The 22,437-nt window shown below is 72.6% G+C and carries 14 protein-coding genes; 5 read left to right on the top strand and 9 right to left on the bottom strand.

What is annotated here, in order from left to right; all coding sequences use genetic code 11:
* Window positions 1–74: 74 nt before the first annotated feature.
* The 3 genes from ACZ4D5_RS22385 to ACZ4D5_RS22375 all read left to right on the top strand — a co-directional run bounded on the left by ACZ4D5_RS22385 (window position 75) and on the right by ACZ4D5_RS22375 (window position 3,828).
* Window positions 75–1,277 (top strand): carboxylate-amine ligase, encoded by a 1,203-nt coding sequence (locus tag ACZ4D5_RS22385; RefSeq protein ID WP_467774139.1) that lies wholly within the window; start codon window positions 75–77, stop codon window positions 1,275–1,277.
* A 185-nt stretch (window positions 1,278–1,462) separates the two neighbouring features.
* On the top strand, window positions 1,463–2,809 hold the full coding sequence (locus tag ACZ4D5_RS22380; protein WP_467774138.1) for a hemolysin family protein: 1,347 nt from the start codon (window positions 1,463–1,465) through the stop codon (window positions 2,807–2,809).
* Window positions 2,806–3,828, top strand: a complete 1,023-nt coding sequence (locus ACZ4D5_RS22375; RefSeq protein WP_467774137.1) for a hemolysin family protein — start codon at window positions 2,806–2,808, stop codon at window positions 3,826–3,828. Before ACZ4D5_RS22380 ends, ACZ4D5_RS22375 begins: the two co-directional genes overlap by 4 nt.
* 155 nt (window positions 3,829–3,983) lie before the next feature.
* Here ACZ4D5_RS22375 and ACZ4D5_RS22370 read toward each other — a convergent pair whose 3' ends face one another.
* The 3 genes from ACZ4D5_RS22370 to ACZ4D5_RS22360 are packed head-to-tail and all read right to left on the bottom strand — an operon-like array spanning window position 3,984 to window position 12,811.
* Window positions 3,984–4,853 (bottom strand): chymotrypsin family serine protease, encoded by an 870-nt coding sequence (locus tag ACZ4D5_RS22370; protein WP_467774136.1) that lies wholly within the window; start codon window positions 4,851–4,853, stop codon window positions 3,984–3,986.
* A gap of 9 nt (window positions 4,854–4,862) precedes the next feature.
* Window positions 4,863–8,996, bottom strand: coding sequence for a hypothetical protein (locus ACZ4D5_RS22365; RefSeq protein WP_467774135.1), 4,134 nt, complete (start codon window positions 8,994–8,996; stop codon window positions 4,863–4,865).
* Window positions 8,997–8,998: 2 nt separating this feature from the next.
* Window positions 8,999–12,811 carry a hypothetical protein gene (locus ACZ4D5_RS22360; protein WP_467774134.1) on the bottom strand — a complete coding sequence of 1,271 codons (3,813 nt, stop codon included), beginning with the start codon at window positions 12,809–12,811 and terminating at the stop codon, window positions 8,999–9,001.
* A 565-nt stretch (window positions 12,812–13,376) separates the two neighbouring features.
* Between ACZ4D5_RS22360 and ACZ4D5_RS22355 the strand changes: the two genes are divergently transcribed.
* A complete protein-coding gene (locus ACZ4D5_RS22355; RefSeq protein ID WP_467774133.1) occupies window positions 13,377–13,802 on the top strand; it encodes a pyridoxamine 5'-phosphate oxidase family protein in 426 nt (141 codons plus the stop codon).
* A gap of 59 nt (window positions 13,803–13,861) precedes the next feature.
* Here ACZ4D5_RS22355 and ACZ4D5_RS22350 read toward each other — a convergent pair whose 3' ends face one another.
* From ACZ4D5_RS22350 to ACZ4D5_RS22335, 4 genes are all read right to left on the bottom strand, one after another.
* Complete coding sequence (locus tag ACZ4D5_RS22350) at window positions 13,862–14,695, bottom strand: SAM-dependent methyltransferase (protein ID WP_467774132.1); 834 nt, start codon at window positions 14,693–14,695, stop codon at window positions 13,862–13,864.
* Between the two features lie 81 nt (window positions 14,696–14,776).
* Window positions 14,777–15,244, bottom strand: a complete 468-nt coding sequence (locus tag ACZ4D5_RS22345; RefSeq protein WP_467774131.1) for a GNAT family N-acetyltransferase — start codon at window positions 15,242–15,244, stop codon at window positions 14,777–14,779.
* A gap of 162 nt (window positions 15,245–15,406) precedes the next feature.
* Entirely contained in the window at window positions 15,407–18,787 is a 3,381-nt protein-coding gene (locus ACZ4D5_RS22340) for a molybdopterin-dependent oxidoreductase (RefSeq protein ID WP_467774130.1), read from the bottom strand.
* Between the two features lie 203 nt (window positions 18,788–18,990).
* On the bottom strand, window positions 18,991–19,719 hold the full coding sequence (locus tag ACZ4D5_RS22335) for an SDR family NAD(P)-dependent oxidoreductase (protein WP_467774129.1): 729 nt from the start codon (window positions 19,717–19,719) through the stop codon (window positions 18,991–18,993).
* 65 nt (window positions 19,720–19,784) lie between these two features.
* On the opposite strand from ACZ4D5_RS22335, the gene ACZ4D5_RS22330 reads away from it, so the two are divergent.
* Complete coding sequence (locus ACZ4D5_RS22330; RefSeq protein ID WP_467774128.1) at window positions 19,785–20,369, top strand: MarR family winged helix-turn-helix transcriptional regulator; 585 nt, start codon at window positions 19,785–19,787, stop codon at window positions 20,367–20,369.
* A gap of 182 nt (window positions 20,370–20,551) precedes the next feature.
* Here ACZ4D5_RS22330 and ACZ4D5_RS22325 read toward each other — a convergent pair whose 3' ends face one another.
* The gene (locus ACZ4D5_RS22325; RefSeq protein ID WP_467774127.1) at window positions 20,552–21,481 is read right to left on the bottom strand and encodes an RNA polymerase sigma-70 factor; all 930 of its coding nucleotides are present in this window, start codon (window positions 21,479–21,481) and stop codon (window positions 20,552–20,554) included.
* Window positions 21,478–22,410 carry an NAD-dependent epimerase/dehydratase family protein gene (locus ACZ4D5_RS22320; RefSeq protein WP_467774126.1) on the bottom strand — a complete coding sequence of 311 codons (933 nt, stop codon included), beginning with the start codon at window positions 22,408–22,410 and terminating at the stop codon, window positions 21,478–21,480. The genes ACZ4D5_RS22325 and ACZ4D5_RS22320 overlap by 4 nt, the downstream gene beginning before the upstream one ends.
* Window positions 22,411–22,437: the final 27 nt, after the last annotated feature.

The raw sequence follows: 22,437 nt of genomic DNA, 5'->3' as shown, positions 1-22,437 counted from the left end.
GGGAACGGGCAGTTCGGGAACCCGCACTGCTCGTGACCTGCAGCTCGGCCCCGTTTCCTGGGACCCTGACCGACATGACGAGTCAAGCGGACGGCGCAGGAGACGCGAAAGAGCACCTCAGCGCCGACCACGGTCGGCGCCGCACCGCTCCGGGCACACCGCACCCACTGACCGTAGGGGTCGAGGAGGAGTACCTGCTGGTCGATCCGATGACGAGACAGGTGAGCCCACAGGCGCAGAAGGTGGTGGCGCAGGCGTCCTCGCTCGGCCTCGGCGACCGGGTCGCCCCGGAGCTGACCCGTTATCAGATCGAGGCGCGGACCGAACCGCACACCGCCATGCGGGAACTCGGCGAGCAGATACGGTCGATGAGAGCCGCGGTCGCCCGCGCCGCAGCCCGGCAGGGGCTGCGCATCATCTCCAGCGGGACCCCGGTTCTCGGCCAGTCGGTGCCGACGCCCATCTCGCCCGGCGCCCGGTACGCCAAGAGCGTCGCGACCTTCCAGGCGCTGGACGACGAACAGACCGTCTGCGCCTGCCACATCCACGTCGGCGTGCCGGACCTGGCCAGGGCCCTCCAGGTCAGCAACCACCTGCGGCCCTGGATACCCGTCCTGATCGCCCTCCTCGGCAACTCGCCCTACTGGACGGGCCAGGACACCGGCTATGCGAGCTGGCGCACGATGGCCATGGCGCGCTGGCCCGTCGGCGGTCCGCCGCCGTACTTCGAATCCCCGGCGCACTTCGAGGAGTTGACCGGTCGCATCATCGAGACCGGCGCCGCCATCGACATCCGCGGCCTGTACTGGGACATCAGGCCCTCCAGCCATGTGCCCACCCTGGAGATCCGGGTGCCCGACGCCGCGGCCACCGCCGACGAGACGCTGTTGGTCTCCGCGATCGTCAGAGCCATGGTCGCGACGACGCTGCGGGCCGTGGTCGCGGGGGAGGCGTCGCCGCGCCCGCGCCCGGAGCTGCTGCGCGCGGCCTGCTGGCGGGCGGCACGCGACGGTCTGTCCGGCGCCAGCGTCGAGCTGCCCGCCGGCCGTCTGATCCCGGTGGCGTCGCGCGTCGAACAGCTCCTGGCGTGGATCCAGCCCGCCCTGCGGCACCACGGGGACCTGGAGCTGGTCCGTGCCGGGTGGTCACGCCTGCGCGCCGTCGGCAACGGCGCCCACCGCCAACGCGCGGCCTACCGACGCCGCGCCAGCCTGCCCGACGTCGTCGACCACCTCATCGCCGCCCTCTCGCAGGGCCCGGGCCCCGCGTCGGTCTGACCCGATCGGCAGCCGTCCGAAGACCGCTTGACCAGGCTGCTTTGTCTTTCTTTTACGATGTGGGCGAGGGCGCCACGGCCCTCCCGAACGAGAAGGGGACCAAGACCCGCGATGGGTGAGCCTCCCAGTACCAGCTGTGCCCCGCCCTGCCCGCGACCCGTGCGTGAGGGAACGGGGGTGGCGCGGTGACCGAGCTCCTGCTGTTGTTCCTCGCCCTGCTCCTGACCCTGGCCTGCGCTCTGTTCGTGGCGGCCGAGTTCTCCCTGACCACGGTCGAGCGCGGCGAGCTGGAGCGCGCGGCGGACGCCGGGGAGCGAGGTGCGGGCGGAGCCCTGAAGGCCGTGCGGCGCCTCACCTTCCAGCTGTCCGGCGCCCAACTGGGCATCACCGTCACCTCGCTGGTGATCGGCATGCTCGCCGAGCCGTCGCTCGCCACGCTGCTGCGCGGCCCGCTGGAGGCGGCCGGGCTCGGTGGGGCCGCGTCGTCGGTGGCGACCGTCCTCGGGGTCGTCCTGTCCACGGTGGTCCTGATGGTCATCGGCGAACTGGTCCCCAAGAACTGGGCGATCTCCCGCCCGCTGGCCGTGGCCAAGGTGGTGGCCGGACCCCAGCGCGGCTTCACCGCCGCCTTCGCGCCCTTCATCCGGCATCTGAACAACACCGCCAACCATGTCGTACGCCGCTTCGGCCTGGAGCCCGCCGAGGAGCTCGCCTCCGCGCGCAGCCCCGAGGAACTGGTCGCCCTCGCCCGGCGGTCGGCCGCCGAGGGCGCCATCGAGGCGGACTCCGCCGAACTCTTCGTGCGCACCCTGCACCTGGGCGAGCTGACGGCCCAGAACGTGATGACCCCGCGCGTCGACGTCCGCGCCCTGGAGGCGCACGCCACGGCCGCCGACGCGGCGAACCTCACGTACGCGACCGGCCTGTCCCGCTTCCCCGTCTACCGCGACAGCCTCGACGAGGTCATCGGCACCGTCCACATCCGTGACGTCCTCGCACTGGAGCCGGGCGAGCGCACCGTCACGCCGGTCACCGAACTGGCCACCGAGCCGCTCCTCGTGCCCGACAGCCTGTCCGCCGACCGCCTCCTGGAGCGGCTGCGGGCCACCCGCACCATGGCGGTGATCATCGACGAGTACGGCGGCACCGCCGGAGTCGCCACCGTGGAGGACATCGTCGAGGAGGTCGTCGGCGAAGTCCGCGACGAGCACGACCCCATGGAGGTGCCCGACCTGCTGCCCGCCGGGGAGGTCGAGGGCGGGCGCGCCACCTGGGAGGCCGACGGCGGCGTCCGCGTCGGCCGGCTCGCCGGGATCGGGCTCCGGGCGCCCGAAGGACCGTACGAGACCGTGGCCGGGCTCGTCGCCACGCTCCTGTCCCGCATCCCCGCCAAGGGGGACGGCCTCGAACTCGACGGCGGCTGGCGCCTGGACGTCCTCGGCGTCGAGCACCACCGCGCCGACCGGGTCCTGATCACCGGTCCCGCCCTGCTCCCGGGGCAGCGGCAGGAGCGCGAGGAGGCGGTCCGATGACCACGCTGCAACTCGTCGTCGGGGCCCTGACGCTGCTGACCAACGCGTTCTTCGTCGGCGCCGAGTTCGCCCTGATCTCCGTACGCCGCAGCCAGATCGAGCCCCGCGCCGCCGAAAGCGACCGGCGCGCCCGCATCACCCTGTGGGGCATCGAGCACATCTCCGCGATGATGGCCACCGCCCAACTCGGCATCACCGCCTCCTCCCTGGTGCTCGGCGCGGTCGCCGAACCGGCCATCGCGCACCTGATGGAGCCCGCCTTCGAGGCCGCGCACGTGCCCCACGCGCTCGTCCACCCGATCGCGTTCGTCATCGCGCTGGCCGTGGCCACGTATCTGCACATGCTGATCGGGGAGATGATCCCGAAGAACATCGCGCTCGCCGCCCCCGCCCGGACGGCCCTGCTGCTCGGCCCGCCGCTGGTCGCCCTCACCCGTGCCGTCAGGCCCCTGGTCTTCGGCATCAACGCCTTCGCCAACACCCTCCTGAAACTGCTGCGCGTGGAGCCCAGGGACGAGGTCGAGTCCGTCTTCACCGACGACCAGCTCGCCCGCATGGTCGTCGACTCCAGCCAGGCCGGGCTGCTCTCGGCGGCCGACGGGGAGCGTCTGCGGGACGCGCTGGAGCTGGGCACGCGGCCGGTCGGCGAGATCATCGTCCCCGCGGCCAGGATGCATACCGTGGAACACACCGTCACCCCGGCCGAGTTGGAGCGGGTGGCCGCCCGGGCGGGATTCTCCCGCTTCCCGGTCACCGGACCGCGGGGCGCGCTCCTCGGCTACCTCCACATCAAGGACACCCTGGGCGTCACCGACCGCGACCGGCCCTTCCCCGCCGACGCGCCGCACCCCGTCACGCGGGTCCGCATCGACACCCCGCTGGACGACACCCTCACCGCGTTGCGGACCATGGACAGCCACCTCGCCGCCGTCACCGGCGAGACGGGGGCCGTCCTGGGCTTCGTGACCATGGAGGACGTCCTGAGCGAACTCGTGGGACCGGCGCCGGCGGCCGTGTGATCAGCGGTGGCACCGCTGTGTGATCACCACCCGCACCCCGCCGCAACCCCGCCGTGCCCGGGCAGGCGTCGAGCGGCGGGGCGCGGCGGCGTGGCGGGAGTGATCGAGGACGCGGGCCGGATGCCGCACCAGCGCCGTCAGTTCGACGGCGTCACCTACCCGCCCTGGGGCGGCCGATCGCAGTCCGGGCGGTGCGGTGGCGGTGCCGTGTCGCCCGACTCCGCGTCGGCGGTCGTCAACACCCTTGCCCTGAGGGCGCATTCGACCTGCTTGACGGTGTGGAACGTGACGATGTCCTCCGGGGCGCCCGGTCGCGGATCGGTGGGCCCACCGCCGACCAACATGCCGACGAGCCTGGCGCCGTACACCTTGTGGCCGTCGATCTCCCTGTCGATCGGCACGAACACCGGGGCGCCGGAGTCGCCGTCGTGCACGATGTTCACGTTCCTCTTCTCCGCACGGACCAGGCCACGTGTGCAGCGCTCCACCGGTTCGGTCACGCACGATTCGCCGCCGGTCAGCGACGTCACCTCGATGCCGCAGACCAGCTTGGTCACCTTCCCGCTGACGCACACGGACTGGCCGCGCTCCGGCCCGTCGGCCTTCTCCAGCACCCTGCGGGCGACCGGTGTGCCGGGAGGGCCGCCGTCCGTCCACAGGGTCGGCGCGTACACCTGCGGTTTGACGCGAGTGCCGCTGATCAGCGCGGCATCCACCTTCTCGTCGTGGAAGGCACTGACGAACGTGCCGAACCGGAACTCTCCCGAGGTCGTCTCCAGGCCGGACACGGCATTGGGGCAGTGCCCGGCGGTGGCCATGGCGCGCTTGCCGCCGTCGACCCTGCGCACCGCGAACCCCGACGAACAGGCGTACGTCGTGCCGCCGACGGTGACGTGGTACTCGGCGCCGCCGCGGTGCGGCTGCGGGTCGTTGTGCCTGCTCGCCGGGGCGCCGGACGCGGTCGCCGACCACGCGAGGGCGAGGACCAGCGCCATCAGGCCGGAGACGAACGGGCGTCCTGACATCTGGTCCTCCTAGAGCTCGAAGTCGACCCGGCCGAGCAGACCCACGCTCAGCCCGAAGTAGTCGGCATGCACAAGGCGTCGGGCCGCGGGCAGCTCGGTGCCGTTCACGGTGACCGTGTCCGTGGCCGTGTCCTGGTCGGTGCGGTACAGCTCGTACTCCTGCACCAGGAGCCGGTACGAGGTCAGCAACTGCCCGTCCGGGGCCGCGATCCCACCGGTCCACGCGAATCCACCGCCCTCGGGACGGCAGGCCAGCTCCACCGGGGTGCCCAGCTGCTTCCAGTCCATCTCGTCGGTCTGGAGGTTCGCCCGGCTCTGCAGGCTCACGACGACCCGGCGGCTCGCGGCCGCGGCGGTCACGCCGGTGCCGCTGAGTTCACCGAGTTCGTTGTACGTCGCCGGGCCCGTCATCCGCAGGGCGAGCAGGTCGCCCTCGCGGTGGCCGGTGATCGCGCGGGGCGGCACGAGCTGCGCGAACTCGGCGCGCTCCACCTTCGACAGGTGCAGCGGGTCGACCGAGTACGGCTGGTAGCGGGCCAGGGCGAGGCGCACGTACGGGAAGTACGACGTCCCGGCGACCGCCGCGCTCCCGAAGTCCACGTCGATGTCGACGTACCAAAGGCGCCGCTCCTGGTGGTACGTCGGCGCGAAGACCACCGCGTCGACCAGCACCGGGGCGCTGTCCGGGGATTCCGCGAGCCGCAGTCCCGTCAGGCTCTTCGCCGCGTTCGGGAAGTGCGCGGCCCTCGGGGCGGGCAGGACCGTGGTGTCGGCCCAGACGGGGTCCACGCCCCAGCGCGTGGCGTGGGTGTCGGGCAGGGCCGTGCCTTCCGGCTCCAGGATCACCGCGAGCATCTCGTCGTCCCCCGAGGAGAACCACGGCCGGTGCAGATGGACGCGCAGGCCCGCGGAGCGGCGCCGCCGGGTGACGGTGTCCCGTTCCTCGTCGACGGTCCGCTCCCAGCGGAGGGTCGGCACGGTGTAGGCCACCGCCGGCGGCTCGGGCCTGCGGGAACTGGGCACCGGCAGGGGAGCGGCGGTCGGGCCGACCCTGGTGACGTTGGCCCGGTCCTCGGTGAGCGTGGGATGGAAGTACTCGCGGAACCGCGTGACGGCGGTCGGCGTGTAGCGGACGTCGCGGTGCCGGGTGTCCCCGAACTCGTGGGTGCGGGCGACCTGTGCCTCGTCCACGCCGTAGGCCAGGGTGATGTCCTCCAGGTGCGTGTGCCCCTGGATGCGGCTGGGGGCGTCCTGGGTGACGTCGTCCAGCCACTCGCTCCAGTGCGCGTCCAGCTCGACGTGCCCGCTGCTCTCGGAGTGGCCGGTCAGCTGCCCTGTGAGCAGGGCCGCGGTCTGCTCGGCGGTGCGTTCGCTCGCCAGCCGGCCGAGTGCGGGGCGCAGTACGGGCTTCTCTACCGCGTGGACCAGCGTCAGCTCCACCCACGGGGTGAGCATCCAGTTCTCGCCGTCCGCGCTCGCCCGCGTCACGAACGCCTTGTCCGCATCGGGCAGGTCCGTCCAGAACGAGGAGGAGGTGAGCAGGTTCCACTGCCGCAGCAGGGGCAGCTTCCCCGGATCCATGTAGCAGCTCAGGCGGACGGGGGCGATCTGGCCCTTGGTGAGGAACACCTCCAGGACCCGCTCGATGAGGCCGTCGCGCCAGCGCGGCTCGCCGTCGCCCTCCCTGATGCGGATCTTGAACGGCTTGGCCTGCGGCCACGGTCCGGGGAAGGGGATCTTGCGGTTCTCCCTGTCGCCGGGCAGGCCGCGCAGCATGACGCCCTCGGCGAGGACGTCCGGGAGATAGGGCAGGAGCAGCTGGTCGGCGCTGTGCACCACGAACTCGCCCTGCCGCAGCCCGGCGCCGCGCCGGGGAAGGGGAAGCGAGGTGAGCGGCAGCGGGTCGTGCACGGTGTGCTTGGCGACGTGGATGTCGCCCTCCCGCAGCAGATCGTGCTCGCGGTGGGGCCACTCGGGGTCCCGCACCTTGGTGTCGAGGAAGGAGCCCGACTCGCGGGACGCGACGGCGACGTACTCCTCGCGCACCTCGGCGGGCTTGTCCGCGCCGAAGGCGGCGTCGAACACGCCGTGCTCCTCGGCCATCTGCAGGGCGGTCTTCGGCGGCGCCACATGCCGCTCCGCGATCGGTTTGTAGCGCCGGTCCAGACCGTCGACCTCCGAGCGGGCCTCGTGGTCGGGGACGTCCGAGCGCCGCAGGGCGTACTCGTCGGTGGAGATCTCCCGGCCGTCGTCCGTGACGGTGCTGCGGATGACCAGGCGCTCGGTGGACTCGCCTTCGTTGAACGGCAGGAGCGGCACCACCACCGGCTGGGGCACCGGCTCCCAGCGGCCGTAGGTGATCGGCTCGGAGTGCACGGCGTCCGGAGTGCTCGCCGTGTGGTCGAGGCCGTTGCCCGCCAGGTCCACGGTCCTCGCGCGCATCCGGTAGGTCCTGCCGAAGCGCAGCGCGGGCAGCGACCCGGGCTCCGCGGTGAACTCGGTGTCCAGCGGAACGTCCGGCGACACCGGCGGCGCGGGCGCCTCCGGCTGGTCCGCAAGGCCGATGGTGCGGCCGGGCCTCGGCGCCGCGAGGCTCCAGCCGTGCCAGCCGAGCACGGCCTGGTGCCCGTACAGCTGGCGGTCGTCGGCGGCGTCGGTGGTGACCGTGCTGGCCCGCACCAGGCCCTCGTCGGGGCGGACCCCCTGGATCTCGACGGGCTGCTGCCCCGGGCGGCGCACGGTGTAGCGGCCGCGGCGGCGCAGCAGCGACCGCCACTGCGTGACGCGGCCGGTGGCCCGGTCGACGACACCGATGTCCACGCGGTAGCCGCGCAGCAGGTCGATGGCGGTCAACTCGGTATTGTCCGGAGTGACTTGGCGGTCCACGTCGGCGCCGATCCGTCCGGCCAGGTGCCGGTCGCGGTCGCTGTGGAGCAGGGTGATCCCGGCGCCGCGGGCCGCCGGTGTGCCGGTGCCCGACACCAGGTGGGCCACCGACTCGGTGTCCGAGGGCAGGGTGCCGTTCCTCAGTGTGTCGATGGTGCGGGCGTAGTCGACGTGTTTGAGGGCGGCGCCGTCCACGTCGAGCTCGGTGAGGTGCCAGGTCTCGGGGTCGGCGAGGTCGAGCATGCGGCCCGAGAGCACCGTGCTGTCACCGGGGGACGCCTCGAAGACGCTGCCCGGCGTGTACCGCAGCTTCGTCCAGGGGCAGTTGCCCGCGGCGTTCAGCGTCTCGGCCTCGGGGACGCGGTCGTCGAAGTGCACGCGGACCTTCGATCCCTCGCCCACCCCGGCGGGCATCGCGAAGCTCAGGTCGAGGACGAGCCCGAACCTGCGCTGCAGCTCGGGACAGTCGCCCAGCAGACCGCACGCCTCGTGGAAGTCGATCCGGTGCGGCGGCTCGTCGGCGAGCGTCTCGGGCTCCTTGCCCCGGTCGTAGAACCGCGCGGCCTCGGCGAGCGGCAGCAGGCGCTTGTTCTCGCCGGTGTACGCGCCGCTTCGGCGGTCCATGAACCGAGGCTCGTTGCTCTCGTCGTCGGCGGCGACCCCCCGGGGGCGCAGGGCGCCTTCCAGGATCTCGTACCCGCACTGGATGTTCCGGCCGAGTTCGAGGACCCGCTCGGAGATCATGTCCGTCACCCGGAACAGCGCGGGCAGCTCCCAGCCGCGGTGGTCGGTGGGCGGCTCCTCGCACAACAGCCGTTCTTCACGGGCCCATTCGGTACGCAGCCGGCTCTCGGTCGTGTACACCGCGACCGCCTCGTACAGCCCCGTCACCTCGTCGTGCACCAGCTTGCCCGGGTAGGAGCGCAGCGTGCGCCGTTCCTCCGCCCTGAAGGCCGTCGGCGTCTTCGGCGGCCGGACGAAGGTGTTGTCGTCGAACAGGGTCCGCCACAGGGTGAGATCGGCGGCGGGGTAGCGGCCCGTCGGCCGAAGCTCCTTGGCGACCGGCCCCTGCGGGCTGTCGAACTGCAGCCAGAGCGCGGGCTGCAGCGCGGCGAGCCGCTCCGGCCAGCGGGCGAAGTACGCCGACTGCCCGAGCGCGCCGATCCCGGTCAGGCTGGGGCTGACGAGCACGGAGACACGCACCGTGCCCGCGTCGACGACCCCGTCGGGAAGCACGGTCCATCGGATGCTGTCCATGGTCAGTCCACCTCCGCGAAGGCCGTGCAGTAGTCGAGGACCGGGTCGACGCGCTCGCCGGTCACCGGATCGACGTACGGCGACATGAGATCGACGAACGAGGGCGGGGCGATGGCCGGGGGATCCTCGCCCGCGGCGAACGCGGCGGAGCGGGCCCCGCTGCCGGCGAACTTCTTCTCGCAGCGGATCGTCACCGACGTCTCGAAGAAGCCGATCTCGATGCTGATGGTCAGGCTGGCCCGGCCGATCGCGTAGCCGTCCTTGTAGCCCAGCTCCATGTAGAGCTCGATGGAGGCGGAGACGATGCCGAGGACGTCGACCTCGCCGCGCGCCCGCAGATAGCCGACGAGCGTGACGGTGTCCTGGGCCAGGTCGAGCCGGAAGTAGATGCCGGCCATCACCGACAGACTGCCGCTGGCCACGCCGAAGTTCATCGACACGGCGGCCCCGAACTCGATGGCGGCGTCCAGGACGGCGATCTGCCGGGGATTGAGGACGATCCCGAAGTAGCCCCCGCCGCCCAGCATCGACACCGTGAGGCGGAAGGGCGCCTCCCTGCGGCAGAAGGCGAAACCGGCCTGCAGCGGGGTGTCGCCGATGAACGGGACCGACAGCGAGGCGTTGAGCGAGAGGTTCTCCAGGCTGAAGACGCCGACCGCCGCGTTCGGCAGCTGCATGGAGTAGTTCGCGTGGATGCCGGAGCCGTCGACCGTGATCGCCGGGGGGTCGCTGAATCCGTCGAGCGGGATGATGTTGCGCAGGGTCTGCACGAAGTCGAGGTTGCCCACGAAGTCGACGCCGCCGAACTTAACTTCCACGTCGGGTTTCTGCCCGGCGCGCATGGTGAAGCGGATCTCGTCGAAGTGCAGCACGACCGCGTCGAAGCCCGGGACCATGCGCAGGTCGAACTTGCCCAGGGTGCAGGTGACGTCCGCGGCCTGGCTGACGTCCGGGCGCAGCGAACCGCGCAGGTCGGTGACCAGCGTCAGCTTTCCGACCGGCCAGAAGACGGCGTCCTCCGCCCTGGTCGGCGTCGGCTCGCCCGGCGTCCAGGCCTTGATGTCGGGCTGCCACTGCAGACGGGAGTTGACCACGTCGGGCAACTTGGCGCCGAGGGCGGCCAGTTCGACCGCCTTCTTCAGCGCCAGCGCCTGCCCGACGGTGCTGTCCCAGGTGGCGGCCAGCTCGGCGACGCGGCCGAGGAGCTGCCGCACGCCGGTGTCCACCGCGGCGGGCAGGCCGAGGCGCAGCGCGGTCAGGGCATCGGAGAACGCCCGGAAGGCGTTGTCGACCTCTTCGATGGTGGTGGGGTCGGGCGAACCCTCCAGCTGGCTGGTGATGTAGTCCACCAGGACCTGCGCGAAGACCGCGGCCGCGTCGGTCGCCCGGACGACCAGGTCCGCGGTCTCCGGGAACTGTTCCTCCACGGAGGCGAGCAGATCGCGCAGCCCCCGCAGGTCACCGAGGAATCCCGTGACGGCGTCGACCGTCGCGGTGAAGAAGTTCGGTGCCTTGAGGTTGTCGAGGCCGATCTCGCTCAGGATCTCGGTGAGCGGGAACATCCCGAAGAGCTTCGCCCCTGCCAACTCGCCGAAGTAGTCCAGGGGGTTGAACCTGCCCTGGGCGAGCTTGGCCCACTTGTCGACGGCGTCGGCGTCCGCCCGGCCGGCGAGCGCGGCGGCAGGGGTGGCGGCGACCGGCCCGGTGAGCCGGGAGAGCCCGGCGACCGGGAAGTTCGGCTGGGCGAGCGCTCCGGCGCTCTGGCCGCCGTTGCGGAAGGTCAGGTCGAAGGGCTGGGCCAGTTCGACGAAGACCTGTCCCTTGTTGGCCTCGGTGAAGGCGTCGCGCACGTACGGCTCGGGATAGAAGACCGACTGCGGCCGATCGCCTCCGAAGCCGCTGCCGAACTGGCAGAGCGCCGGGATCACGGCCCGCGCCCAGCGCACCGTCGGCAGGAACCTGGGGTGATCGGTGGGGTCGAGGCCCAGGATGGACTCGGTGGTGGCGGCGCCCCAGACCAGCTGCCCGGTGGAGAGCGTCGTGTCGCCGGGCTTCCGGCTCGGGGCGTAGGCGATGGACTGGCCGCGCAGGTCCGCGACGGCCCGCCTGACCTTGGCATCGCCCAGGTTCGGCGGTTCCGGGGCCGGGTCGGGGACCAGCGTGCGGTAGTACTCGACGATCGCCCGGACGTCGGCCTGGTTCTCGTGCACCAGCCGGCCGACGAAGGCCATCGGCGTACGGAACTCCAGGAGACGCCCGTCGAGATCGACCATGCTCACCTGGAACGGGAACGGATCCTCGGTGGCGGACACCGGGAAGAAGGCGAGCTTCTCGTCGGGATCACCGCCGATCGGCGAGAGCCCCGGGATCGTCACCGGCTTCTCCAGGTCCGGTGTGACCAGGGTGAGCAGCCGGACGCTGGTGAAGGGGAAGAGCCGGCGCAGCCGCTTCTGGTCGTCGTTGTCCTCAGGGGCGCCGTAGGTGCGGACCGGTTCGCGCACCATGATGAAGAACCGTTGGTTGAGATAGGCGGCGTTGTCCGGGCGGCCGTGGTCGAACTTGCGCTCGGTGACCTTGACCAGGTCGGCCAGGTGCCCGAAGGGCCAGAGCCTGCCGCGGTACATCACGCGTACGTAGTGATCGCGGCCCAGGGCGGCGCGGTGGCGCCACTGCGTCACGTCGAAACCGGTCGGGGGACGGTCCCACCGGCCGAAGGAGTCGAGCCAGCCGCCCATGGTGGACAGCACGAGGTGGTCGACGTCGACGGGCGCCGGTGTGAAGCCGCCCGGCAGCGTGCGGTTGGAGCTCAGGTGCACCACCGAGGACCGGTCCTTGCGGTCCAGGGCCATGGTGAACTCGCTGCCGCCCGCGGGCAGGGGGCGCGGGTCGGCCGGGTCGAAGCCGGGGTCGCGGGTCCACACCGCGCGGGCCGGGCCCGCCGGCATCCGGGTGTGCCAGAGCTCGACCCGGTCGTCGGGGTCGGGCAGGTCGGTGCTGTGGGTCCATGTGGCCGTCTGGGGCGGGGAGAGGAGCAGGCGGTAGGGCAGTTCGATGGCGGTGCGGGGGTTGTTGGCGGCGTCGGCGAGTGGATTCTCCGGGCCGGGTGCGGCGGAGGCGTGCGCGTCTTGGGCGTGGGTTTGGGGGTGGGTGTCGGATGCGGTGTCGGATGCGGTGTCGGAGGTGAGGGCGGAGGTGGGGGCGGAGGCGCTCGGGGCGGGTGTGGCGCGCAGCAGCCCCGCGGCCACCGGCCCGTGCGCTCCGTGCCGAGCGGCCAGCACCGCCGTCGTGCGGGCCAGGCGCAGGGCCTGGAACACGTCGGGGGAGGAGGGGCCGCCCATGGTCCGGGCGAGCCGGGCCGCTGACGCGGGTTCCCGAGCGGCGTCCACCACCCGGAGCGGAAGGGTCCGCATGGCTGTGAGCAGGCCCGCCTCGGTGTACTCGATGATGTCTTCGGCGGCGACGGCGAACACCAGCAGGCTGCGGCCGCCGACGCGGGACGCGACGGGTGGAGGCTTGTGCGGCTCGCTGCCGGCGGCCGCCACGTCCGGGGCGGGTGCGTCCGCGGCCGCTGTGTCTGGTTCCGGCGCGCCCGGGTCGGGCAGACCGGGGCTCACTTCGAAGAAGGCCTGTTCGGCGACGTGCTGCGGGCCGAAGGTGACCACGAGGAAGGCGGGTTGGGCGGGGTCCTTGCGCACCAGGCGGCGTGGGCCGAGCAGGGGGCGCTCCAGGCGCAGCCCCAGGAAGGCGAAGTGCAGGTCCAGCAGATCGGTCGCCCGCAGCAGCCGGTACGGCTCGGGCGATGGGGACGCGGCCATGTGTCTCTCCCGTCGAGCGGGTCGGGAAACTCTCGGAGCGTGGATCCGTCCCTCGATCGACGCGGAAGCGACGGCGGCAGCGGCATCAGCGATGGAGCTCCGCGGATGCCGGCACGAGGCGAAGCGGCGAACGGTCGCGAACGGACTGTCCCGAAGTGCGTGGCACCGAGCCTCGGATGTGTGCGGCCTCAGAGCCGCCACGGAAGGAGATGCGCGGGCAGGGCCCGGCGTCGGGTGCCGAAGGCGTCACGTATCAGCGGATTCCTGTCGCTCGGAACGACCGCCTTCCCCATGCCTGCCCCCCTGCCCTCTGCCCCCGGCGCCCCCTGTGCGCACATTGACTCCTGCCCAGGGTCTCGGACTGTCCCGGAGACTCGCCGAAGGCCTCCCCTTTGTCACCCGAAGGAGTGAATGGGTCTGCCGGTGGCGGCAGGTGGCCGAGCGAGGGATATCCGCCGAGGAATATCCGCCGTGGAAAGGGGAGTTGAGGAGATCGTCAGGTGGCGATGCCGCCATCACCGTCAATGCCGGTCCCGCACCGCACGTGCCGCAGAAGGAGATTCGCATGGCCCTCAGCGTGGAAGAGCGTGAACTGTTCCTGGCCGAACCGCACATCGGAGCGCTTGCCGTGGACGCGGGCGAGGGACGGGGCCCGCTCACGCTGCCGATCTGGTACCAGTACACCCCGGGCGGCGAGCTGTGGGTGATCACCGGCCGGCACTCGAAGAAGGGCCGGCTGATCGAGGCCGCGGGCCGGTTCTCGCTGATGGTGGAGCGTGTGGAGCCGACCATTCGGTACGTCTCCGTGGAGGGCCCCGTGGTCCGCAGCGAGGACATGCCCCTGGAGAAGCTGCGGGAGATCTCGGCGCGCTATCTTCCGGCCGACAAGGTCGACGCGTACGTGGAGTTCTCCGCCAAGGAGCACGGCGAGCAGGCCGTGTACTACCTGCGGCCCGAGCGCTGGTACGCGTCGGACCTCGGCACGGTCTGACCCGTGGGCGAGGGCGCGCCGACGGGGAGCAGGGCGGACCGGCCTCGCGCGCCGGCCGGTCACGGCTTGCGGGCGAGGCCGCCGTGCTCGCCGATGGGTTCCGCGGCGGGGGAGCCGGGCTCCGGGCGCCAGAGGGGCACCGGGAAGACTCCGGGGTCCAGGAGTTCCAGGCCGTCGAAGAACGCCGCGATCTGGTCGACGGGGCGCAGGAAGTAGGGGACGGCCCCGGACGCGTTGTAGGCGTCCTGGGCCTGTTCGTAGGCGGCGTCCGTGCCCCGTGAGCCGTCGTTGACCGAGAGGTGGCTGCCGGAGGGCAGCCCGTCCATCAGGCGGGCCACGATGGCGCGTGCCCGGTCGTGGTCGGCGACGTGCCCCAGGACGTTGCTGAGGATCAGCGCGGTGGGACGGCTGAGGTCCAGCGTCTCGGCGGCGGCCGCCAGGATGCGGTCGGGGTCGGTGAGGTCGGCGTCGACGTAGGTGGTCGCCCCTTCGGGGGTGGACGTGAGCAGGGCCCGCGCGTGCGCGAGGACCAGGGGGTCGTGGTCGACGTAGACGATCTTGGCCTGCGGGGCGAGCCGTTGGGCGACCTCATGGGTGTTGTCCGCGGTCGGCAGGCCGGTCCCGATGTCCAGGAACTGGCGGATGCCCGCCTCGGCGACCAGGTGGGTGATGGCGCGGCGCAGGAAGGCGCGACTGCCGCGGGCGACGGCGACGATGCCGGGGAAGACCGCGCTGTACGCGTCACCGGCCGCCTGGTCGACGGGGTAGTTGTCCGTCCCGCCCAGCCAGTGGTTCCAGATCCGGGCCGAGTGCGGCACCGATGTGTCGATGGTCCGCCGCGCCGTGGGATCGGGCGCCGCGGGATCGGGCGTCGTGGCGGCGTGGTCGGTCATGAGGGGCGTCCGTCCTTCACCGAGGAGGGGAGCTGATCAGCGCACCAGGTACGCCCCAACAGTATTGCCGCGTACGTCGGTTCACCTCGCGCGGGCGTACGCGGGACGGACGGCTTCGGAGAGGCCGCCGCTGTCGGACGCGCGCGTGGAGATGCATGTCGTGCCAGCCGTCGGCATGCGGCAGTGCCTGGCTCCGGACGCCCTCCTGGACGAAGCCGGACGTGAGTGCACGCGGCACGACGCCTGATCGCTCACCGAATGCCCCAACTCAAGGCGGTGGAACCCGGCGTCGACGACGGCCCGGTGGGCGGCCGCCTCGTCCTGCCGGCCGCGCCGCCACTGCTCGATCCAACTCCGGGCCTCCTCCTCGGAGTCGGCGCGCTTGAGATGCCGACGCCGGATGTCGGGGTCCTGGAACACCTTCACGACGGAGGCGGCATCCCGCGGCAGCCAGGGACGCGGCACCACACCGCCCTCCACCGGCAAGGACGGCTGGGGAGCCCCGGCCAGTCGACCGGCGGGCATCAGCGGAGCGACCAAGGCGGGCATGGTCACAACATCCCCAACCGGATCGCGGGACGAACGAGTGCCCCGGGCGACGGGCGTGGACGAGCCGCAGGGACCTGTTTGCCCGGTGTCGATGAAGACGTGAAGAGCCCAGGTGTCGAGGACGACGTGAAGAGCCCAGGTGTCGAGGACGACGTGAAGAGCTCAGGCGTCGAGGACGATGTCCGACACCGGCACCGACCGGCAGGCCAGGACCGTGCCGTCGGGGAGGTCGTCGCCCGGGTCGACGAGGTGGGCGGCGCGGCCGTCCAGGACGGTGCAGGCGCAGCTTTCGCACTGGCCCACGCGGCAGCCGCTCGGCATGGCGATCCCGGCCCGCTCGCCGAGGTCGAGGAGCGTGCCCGCGGCACGGGTCCAGGTCAGCGCGCGGCCCGAGCGGGCGAAGCGGACGCTGAACCGGGCGTCTTCGGGCACGTCGACGGTGCGGGGGGCGGCGCGGAACCTCTCGCTGAAGATCTCGAACGGCGGCACCCCGCGCGAGCGCAGGCCCTCGGTGAGCGCGACCAGCATCGGTTCGGGCCCGCACAGGTAGAACCGGGCGCGGCGCGCGAGCAGTTCGGGGTCGATGTCGGCGGCACTGACGAGGCCGCGGCGGTCGTGGTCGCGGCCGGGGGCGTCGGCGGGGAAGGGGGCCGCGCAATGGGTGATCACGCGCAGTACGTCGAGGCGGCGCTCCAGCTCGCGCAGCCGCTCGCGGAAGGGGTGGTGGGCGGAGTCGGTGACGCCGTGGTGCAGGACGACCTCGGGCACGGTGCCCCCGCTCGCGGCCAGGGTCTCCAGGTAGCCGAGGAACGGGGTGACGCCGATGCCGCCGGCGAGCAGGACCACCGGGTGCCCGGTGTCGGTGGGAATGCCGAAGACACCGGTGGGAGCCGTGAGTTCGAGGCGGTCGCCGACCCGGAGGCGTTCGTGGACGTACGTGGAGAAGGCGCCGCCCGGCACCTGGCGCACGGCGATGCGGTAGGCGCCGCGCGCCGGATCGGTGGCCGGGCCGATGAGCGAGTACGCGCGCGTGGCGTCCGGCGCGCCCGCCGCACCGGAGCGTACGGTCACGTGCTGGCCGGGCCGATGGTCGGGCAGAGGCCCCTGGTCGACGGGTTCCAGGCACAGGGTGCGCACTCCGGGTCCTTCGTCGCCGAGGGCGGTCAGCGTGAAGGTTCGCGTGCCCGTCCAGGTTCCGTCCCCGGGCGTCGGGCGGACCTCGCAGGCGAGGGAGCGCAGCGGTACCGAGCCGCTGAGCGGGTCGGTCGCCGAGTGGTCGACGAGACGGTTGTAGTTGCTGCCCGTGGCGGCGAGGGGGTCGGCGCCGGGCAGGGCGAGGTCGGGGGCCTCCTGCCACCAGCCGTACTCGCCGACGACGACGCCGGGGTGCAGCGCGTCGTCGAAGCGGGCGCGCAGCCGGATCGCGCCGAGTCGGGTGACCAGCTCCACCCACTGGCCCTCGCCGATGCCGCGCGCGGCGGCGGTGCGGGGATGGAGGTCGAGGCGCGGGTCGGTGGCGCGGCGGCGCAGCGAGGAGACGGCACGCTGCTGGCTGTGGACGAAGTAGCCGTGCTTGGCGCAGGTCAGGACGAGCGGGAAGGCGTCGTCGGGCGCGGCGGGTTCGTGGTGTTCGGGGACAGCGGGGTAGCCGTGCTCCAGGAGGCGCTGCGCGTACAACTCCACACGGCGGGTGGGGGTGTTGAAGCCGGTGACGCGGCCTTCGCGGTCGGTGGTCGCGTAGCGGCGCTGGGGGTCGGGCTGCGGCACCCGGATGCCGCCGGGCGCGGCGCGGAGCTGTTCGACGGTCAGGCCGAGCGGGGCCAGCTGCCAGTTCCAGGCCGCATCGACGTCCCCGTGGAAGAAGTGCTCGCCCATGCCGAGGCGGGCGGCCAGCGCGAAGACGACTTCGGTGTCGGAGCGCGTGCCGGGCAGGGGAGGGACGATCCGCTGCCGCAGCTGGACCTGGTCCTGTGCCCGTCGGCCGATCTCGAAGCCGAAGCGCAGTGCCTCGTGCTCGTACGCGCTGTTGACGGGCAGCACGATGTCGGCGCTCGCGCAGGTGGGGTTCATGAACAGGTCGAGGTGGACCTGGAAGTCCAGGGCGCGCAGGGCCCGTGCCATGCGGTCCGAACCGGGCTGCGCCACCACCAGGTTGGAGCCGAACCCGACCAGGGCCCTCACCCGGTAGGGCTGATGGTCCTCGACGGCCCGGCACAGGTCGCCCGCGTTGATGTAGCCGGAGGCGGGCGGTCCCAGCGGGTGCTTGTCGAGGCCGAGTGCCTTGGCGCGCTGGGCGGGGGCGAGATCGGCGGGTGTGGAGGCGGGGCGGTAGGGCGGGGCCGGGGCGACGCGGTTGCCGCCCTGGGCGTCGAAGGAGCCGGTGAGTGCGTACAGGGTGGCGAGGGCGCGTTCGGTCTGGGTGGCGTTGGCGCTCTGTCCGACGCCGGTCCAGCCGTAGTAGGTCACCGAGCGCGCGGCCGCGATCTCCTCGGCCAGGGCCCGGATCTCCGTGGCCGGGATCCAGGTGGTGGCCGCCACCCGCTCGACCGGCCACCGGGCGCAGGCCTCGGCGTACTCCTCGAACGCCGGCACGCACTCCACGTGGGCGCCGTCACGCAGCCGGACCCGGCGGACGCCGCGCAGCGCGAACCGCTCGGGGGCGACGGTGGCGCGTGTGGTGTCCACGGTCTCGGGGGCCGCGGCCCGCTCGTCCCACGCGACGAAGCCCTCGGCGTCCGCGACGACGTCCCCGGCCTGGAGGAAGCGCCCGTCGTCACGACGGACCAGGAAAGGCGCGTTGGTCCAGGCGCGCACGAACTCCTCGTCGTAGGCGCCGTCCTCGATGAGGAGATGGGCAAGGCCCAGGGCGAGCGCCGCGTCCGTGCCGGGGCGCACCCGCAGCCAGTGGTCGGCGCGCAGGGCGCTGGTGGAGCGGCGCGGATCGACGACCGCGAGCTTGGTGCCGCGTTCCTGGGCGGCGGAGAGCGCGGCGGACTGGGCGAGCCACGTCTTGGCCGGATCGAAGCCCCACAGCACCGCGAGGTCGGCGTGCGCGTAGTCGGGCGGCGGCAGCGGGCAGCCGAAGGTGAAGGCGTGCGCGACGTCCTTGTGCCAGTTGCAGATCTCCGCGCTGTAGACGGTGTTGGGGCTGCCGAAGCGGCGTACGAACCGCTCGATCCACTCGGTGGCGTCGGAGATCATGGTGCCGCTCGGCGTGGCCACCCCGAAGGCGACCGCCTCGGGACCGCTCTCCTCGGCGACCGCCCGCAGCCGCTCCGCGATCTCGTCCAGCGCCTTGTCCCAGGAGATCGGCTCCCAGCCGGGGTCGGCGTCCCCTTTGGGGCGGGTGCGCCGCAAAGGAGTGGTCAGCCGCCGGCTGCCGTGCGCGATCTCGGCCGCCGCGCGTCCCTTGGGACACATGGCCGCGCCCGTCGGATGCCCCGGATCGGGGCGGACGCCGGTGATCCTGCCGTCCTCCACGGTGAAGATCGCGCCGCAACGGGACTTGCAGAGCGTGCAGAAGCCCCGCTTCTCCTCGACCATGTCGTGCCTCCGGACGGCCGCTCGGCTTCGCCTTCCTCCTCCATTGCACGCCCGTTTCGTCGCCGGTCGGACCGCCGATGGTCCTTTCTCGCGGGACGTATGGCACTCGCGGCCGGTCGACCGACCGCGAGTGCCTGTTCCACGTGCCGAGCGCGCGCCCGGATCGTCACCGGGGAGCGGGACCGGCCTCCCCTGGTGCGGGCTCAATGCGTCGCGTACGCACCTCCGTTGACGTGCAGCACCTGACCGGTGATGTGCCGTGCCGCCGGTGACGCGAGGAAGGCGACCGTGCCCGCGATGTCCTCGGGCGTACCGGCGCGGCCCGTCGACGTGTCGGCCACGAGCTGGTCGCGCCGCTCGTCGGCCAGGTTGTCCCGGAAGAACTCGGTGTCGGCGATGTAGCCGGGCGCGACGACGTTGGCGGTGATGCCGCGCGGGCCCAGGGTGCGCGCCAGGTCCAGGTTCCAGACGTGGAGCCCGGCCTTGGCGGCGCCGTAGGCACCGGAGGACCCGGTGCCCCGGGCGGCGGCGATCGACCCGATGTGCACGACGGCTCCGCCTTCCGCGAGCCGTTCGTCCAGGGCCCTCGTGGTCAGCGCGGCGCTGAGGAGGTTCGCGTCCAGGTTGGCGCGGAAGGCCCGCGCGTAGGCGGCGAGGTCCATCGGCTCCTCGGTGTCGAAGTCGGTGTTCCCGCCCGCGTTGTTCACCAGGACGTCGATCCGGTCCGGCAGTTCCGCGAGCAGCTTGGTGAGCGCCTCGGGCCGGGTGTGGTCGCACACCAGGGCGCGTACGCCGGTCTCCTCCGCCAGCCTGTCGAGCGGTTCGGGACGGCGGCCGGTGACGATCACGTTCCCGCCGTCATCGGCGAAGCGCCGGGCGGCCGCGCGGCCGATGCCCGTGCCGCCACCGGTGATCAGGATGGTGCGTGTCATAAGCTGAGCTCCGAACGTTCCGTTGAGGTCTAAATTTAGAGCTAAACGTACCACCTGGAGAGACTGTGGCAAGAGATCACGACGCTCGATCCGGGCGCGACGACGGCGAGTCCGGGGCACCGGCCGCGAACCGCGCACAGGACATCGCGGCCGCCTGGGAGCGCGAGCGCCCCGGCACCCCGGCCACGTCGATCGGGATCGTCACGCCGATCTGGCAGCTGGCCAAGCTCTTCGGCGACGACCGGCGGCGGGTCCTGGCCCGGGCCGGCGTGGACACCGCCACGCTGGACCTGCTCAGCGTGTTGCGCCGCAGTGGCACGCCGTACACCCTGAGCACGCGTGAACTCGGCCGGCGCTCCATGGTCACGGCGGGCGCCGTCTCCCAGCGCGTGGCCCGCGCCGAACGCGAAGGCCTGGTCACCCGCCACCCCGGAGAGGGCAGGCCCCGCACCGTCCTGGTCACCCTGACGGAGGCGGGCCACGCCCTTGTCGAGGCGACGGTGGACCAAGTGCTCGGCAGAGAGGCCGACTTGGTCAGTGGACTCACTTCGGAACAGCAGAGCCAGTTGACCGAACTGCTCGGCGTCCTGCTCGACGACGTTCAGCACCGCCTCGGGGACGACCGGCTGACGCAGGTGGGCGAGGACTGAAACCGGGCGCCGCGATCGGGAAAGGTCTGTTGGCGCGGGCCACTCGACCGGCGCCGGCAGGCCGCGGGCGTGAGCCTCGCGCGACTGCCCCTCGATGGCCTCGCCCCGACCTCCTAGTGACGGGCGGATGCCTCCGGCTAGTCCATCGAGTACGTCTAGTCCGTCGAGTCCAACGAGTCCGTCTAGTCCGTCGAGGCAGCCCGTGCCGCCTGCTGCGCCTCGCGAGCCAGTGCCCAGGCGTCCGCCACCGGACCCATGTGCCCGAGCTTGTCGGGATTGAGCACCGAGCGGATCGCCAGGACCTGTCCGCCGAGGATGTCGAGCGCGAGGGTGTTGACGACCTTCCCGTCCCGGTCACGGCAGACCGCGCCCGGCTGCCCGTTCACCTCGTGCGGCTCCAGCGAGCCGCCGATCCGGACGAACGGCACGGCCATCGCGGCGAGCGCCCGCGCCACGTCGTCGGCGCCGACCAGGGGGCGGGCCCGATGCGGTGCCTTGCCCCCGCCGTCGCCGACCAGAAGGACATCGGCGGCGAGCAGCTCGCGCAGCCCGTCGATGTCGCCCTCCCGGAAGGCGTCGAAGAACCGCCCGGCGAGCGCCTCGCGTTCCTTGCGGTCGGCCTCGAACCGGGGCCGCCCCTCGTCCATGTGACGGCGTGCCCGTACGGCGATCTGACGACAGGCGGCGCCCGAGCGCCCCACGGCCGCCGCGACCTCGGGGAAGGCGAACCCGAACACCTCGCGCAGCACGAAGACCGCGCGCTCCAGCGGGGTCAGCCGTTCGAGGAGGAGCAGGGCCGCCACCGACAAGGAGTCGGACAGCTCCGCCGAGCGCTCCGGGTCCTGGTACGGGTCCGTCAACAGCGGTTCGGGCAGCCAATGCCCGACGTAGCTCTCCCGTCGTACGCGGGCCGAGCGCAGCACGTCGATCGAGATCCGGGTGACCACGGCCGAGAGGAAGGCCCTGGGCGACGCGGGCTCCGTCGGCGAGGCCTCCCAGCGCAGCCAGGTTTCCTGGACGGCGTCCTCCGCCTCGCTCACGCTGGCGAGGAGGCGGTAGGCGATCGAGAACAGCAGGGGCCGCAGCTCCTCGAACTCCTCGTCCCGCGTCATGCCAGCTCCGCCTCGAAGCCCTGCCGCCACGACGGGTGGCGCAGCTCCCAGCCGAGCTCCCGCTTGGCCTTGGCGTTGGAGAAGCCGCGTCCATCGGTCATCATCGTCACCGCCGCGTCGCCCGCCACGAGCCGGGCCGGCCAAGTGGGCACCCGTATCGGCGACCTGGCCCCCGCGCAGGCCGCGAGCCACGGCAACCACTGACTCGCCGGGGCCGGTTCGTCGTCGACGATGTTGAACACGCCCCGGGCCCGCTGCTCCACGGCCAGGACCGTGGCGCTCGCCGCGTCGTCCGGATGCACCCACGAGCTGTGGCCCGCGCCGCCCCCGACGAGCGGGAACCGCCGCTTGCGCACCAGCTCGACCTGGTCGTCGGTGGCGCCGGGACCGTACAGACCGCCGTAGCGCAGGGCCGCGCCGCCGACCTTGAGGACCATGTCCTCGACGTGGCGGATCGCCTCGGCCCCCGCACGCGCGGTCGTGTCCGTCCCCGGGTCCAGCGGGTCCTCTTCCGTCTTGACCCAGCCGCCCCGGCGGATGCCGTTCCACGAGGCGTGGCTCTGCGCGACGACGTGGGACACCCCGGTGGCCTCGGCGGCGGCCAGCAGATGGTCCGTCCCCTCGGCGCGCAGCCGGATCGTCGTGGCGAGCCGGCGGTCCATGTGCTTCAGGCCGGGCTTGCCCGCGTGCGCCGCGGAGATCGCCGTCATCTGGTGCACGATCGCGTCCGGCCGCGCCCGGGCCACCGCCTGGCCGACCGACACGGCGTCGAGCCCGTCCATCACGACGCCGTCCGCGCCGAGGCGTTCCAGTGAGGCCACCTTGGCGGGGCTCGTCGTCGTGGCCGTCACCTGGTGGCCCCTGGCCAGGAGCTGCGGCACGAGGCGTCGTCCGAGGACCCCGGTCCCACCCGCCACGAACACCCGCATGTCGATCACCTTCCGGATCCCTGGGCC

The sequence above is a fragment of the Streptomyces sp. NPDC025651 genome (genome assembly GCF_055558735.1).
Note: the sequence above shows the minus strand (reverse complement) of the source record. Positions and strands in the feature narration are given on the sequence as shown.

Bases quoted from the DNA above. Each gene is read 5' to 3' on its own strand.
- ACZ4D5_RS22320 (WP_467774126.1), bottom strand. From the start codon at position 22,410: ATGCGGGTGTTCGTGGCGGGTGGGACCGGGGTCCTCGGACGACGCCTC.
- ACZ4D5_RS22350 (WP_467774132.1), bottom strand. From the start codon at position 14,695: ATGACCGACCACGCCGCCACGACGCCCGATCCCGCGGCGCCCGATCCC.
- ACZ4D5_RS22370 (WP_467774136.1), bottom strand. From the start codon at position 4,853: ATGTCAGGACGCCCGTTCGTCTCCGGCCTGATGGCGCTGGTCCTCGCC.
- ACZ4D5_RS22355 (WP_467774133.1), top strand. From the start codon at position 13,377: ATGGCCCTCAGCGTGGAAGAGCGTGAACTGTTCCTGGCCGAACCGCAC.
- ACZ4D5_RS22365 (WP_467774135.1), bottom strand. From the start codon at position 8,996: ATGGACAGCATCCGATGGACCGTGCTTCCCGACGGGGTCGTCGACGCG.
- ACZ4D5_RS22360 (WP_467774134.1), bottom strand. From the start codon at position 12,811: ATGGCCGCGTCCCCATCGCCCGAGCCGTACCGGCTGCTGCGGGCGACC.
- ACZ4D5_RS22335 (WP_467774129.1), bottom strand. From the start codon at position 19,719: ATGACACGCACCATCCTGATCACCGGTGGCGGCACGGGCATCGGCCGC.
- ACZ4D5_RS22385 (WP_467774139.1), top strand. From the start codon at position 75: ATGACGAGTCAAGCGGACGGCGCAGGAGACGCGAAAGAGCACCTCAGC.
- ACZ4D5_RS22325 (WP_467774127.1), bottom strand. From the start codon at position 21,481: ATGACGCGGGACGAGGAGTTCGAGGAGCTGCGGCCCCTGCTGTTCTCG.
- ACZ4D5_RS22340 (WP_467774130.1), bottom strand. From the start codon at position 18,787: ATGGTCGAGGAGAAGCGGGGCTTCTGCACGCTCTGCAAGTCCCGTTGC.
- ACZ4D5_RS22345 (WP_467774131.1), bottom strand. From the start codon at position 15,244: ATGCCCGCCTTGGTCGCTCCGCTGATGCCCGCCGGTCGACTGGCCGGG.
- ACZ4D5_RS22375 (WP_467774137.1), top strand. From the start codon at position 2,806: ATGACCACGCTGCAACTCGTCGTCGGGGCCCTGACGCTGCTGACCAAC.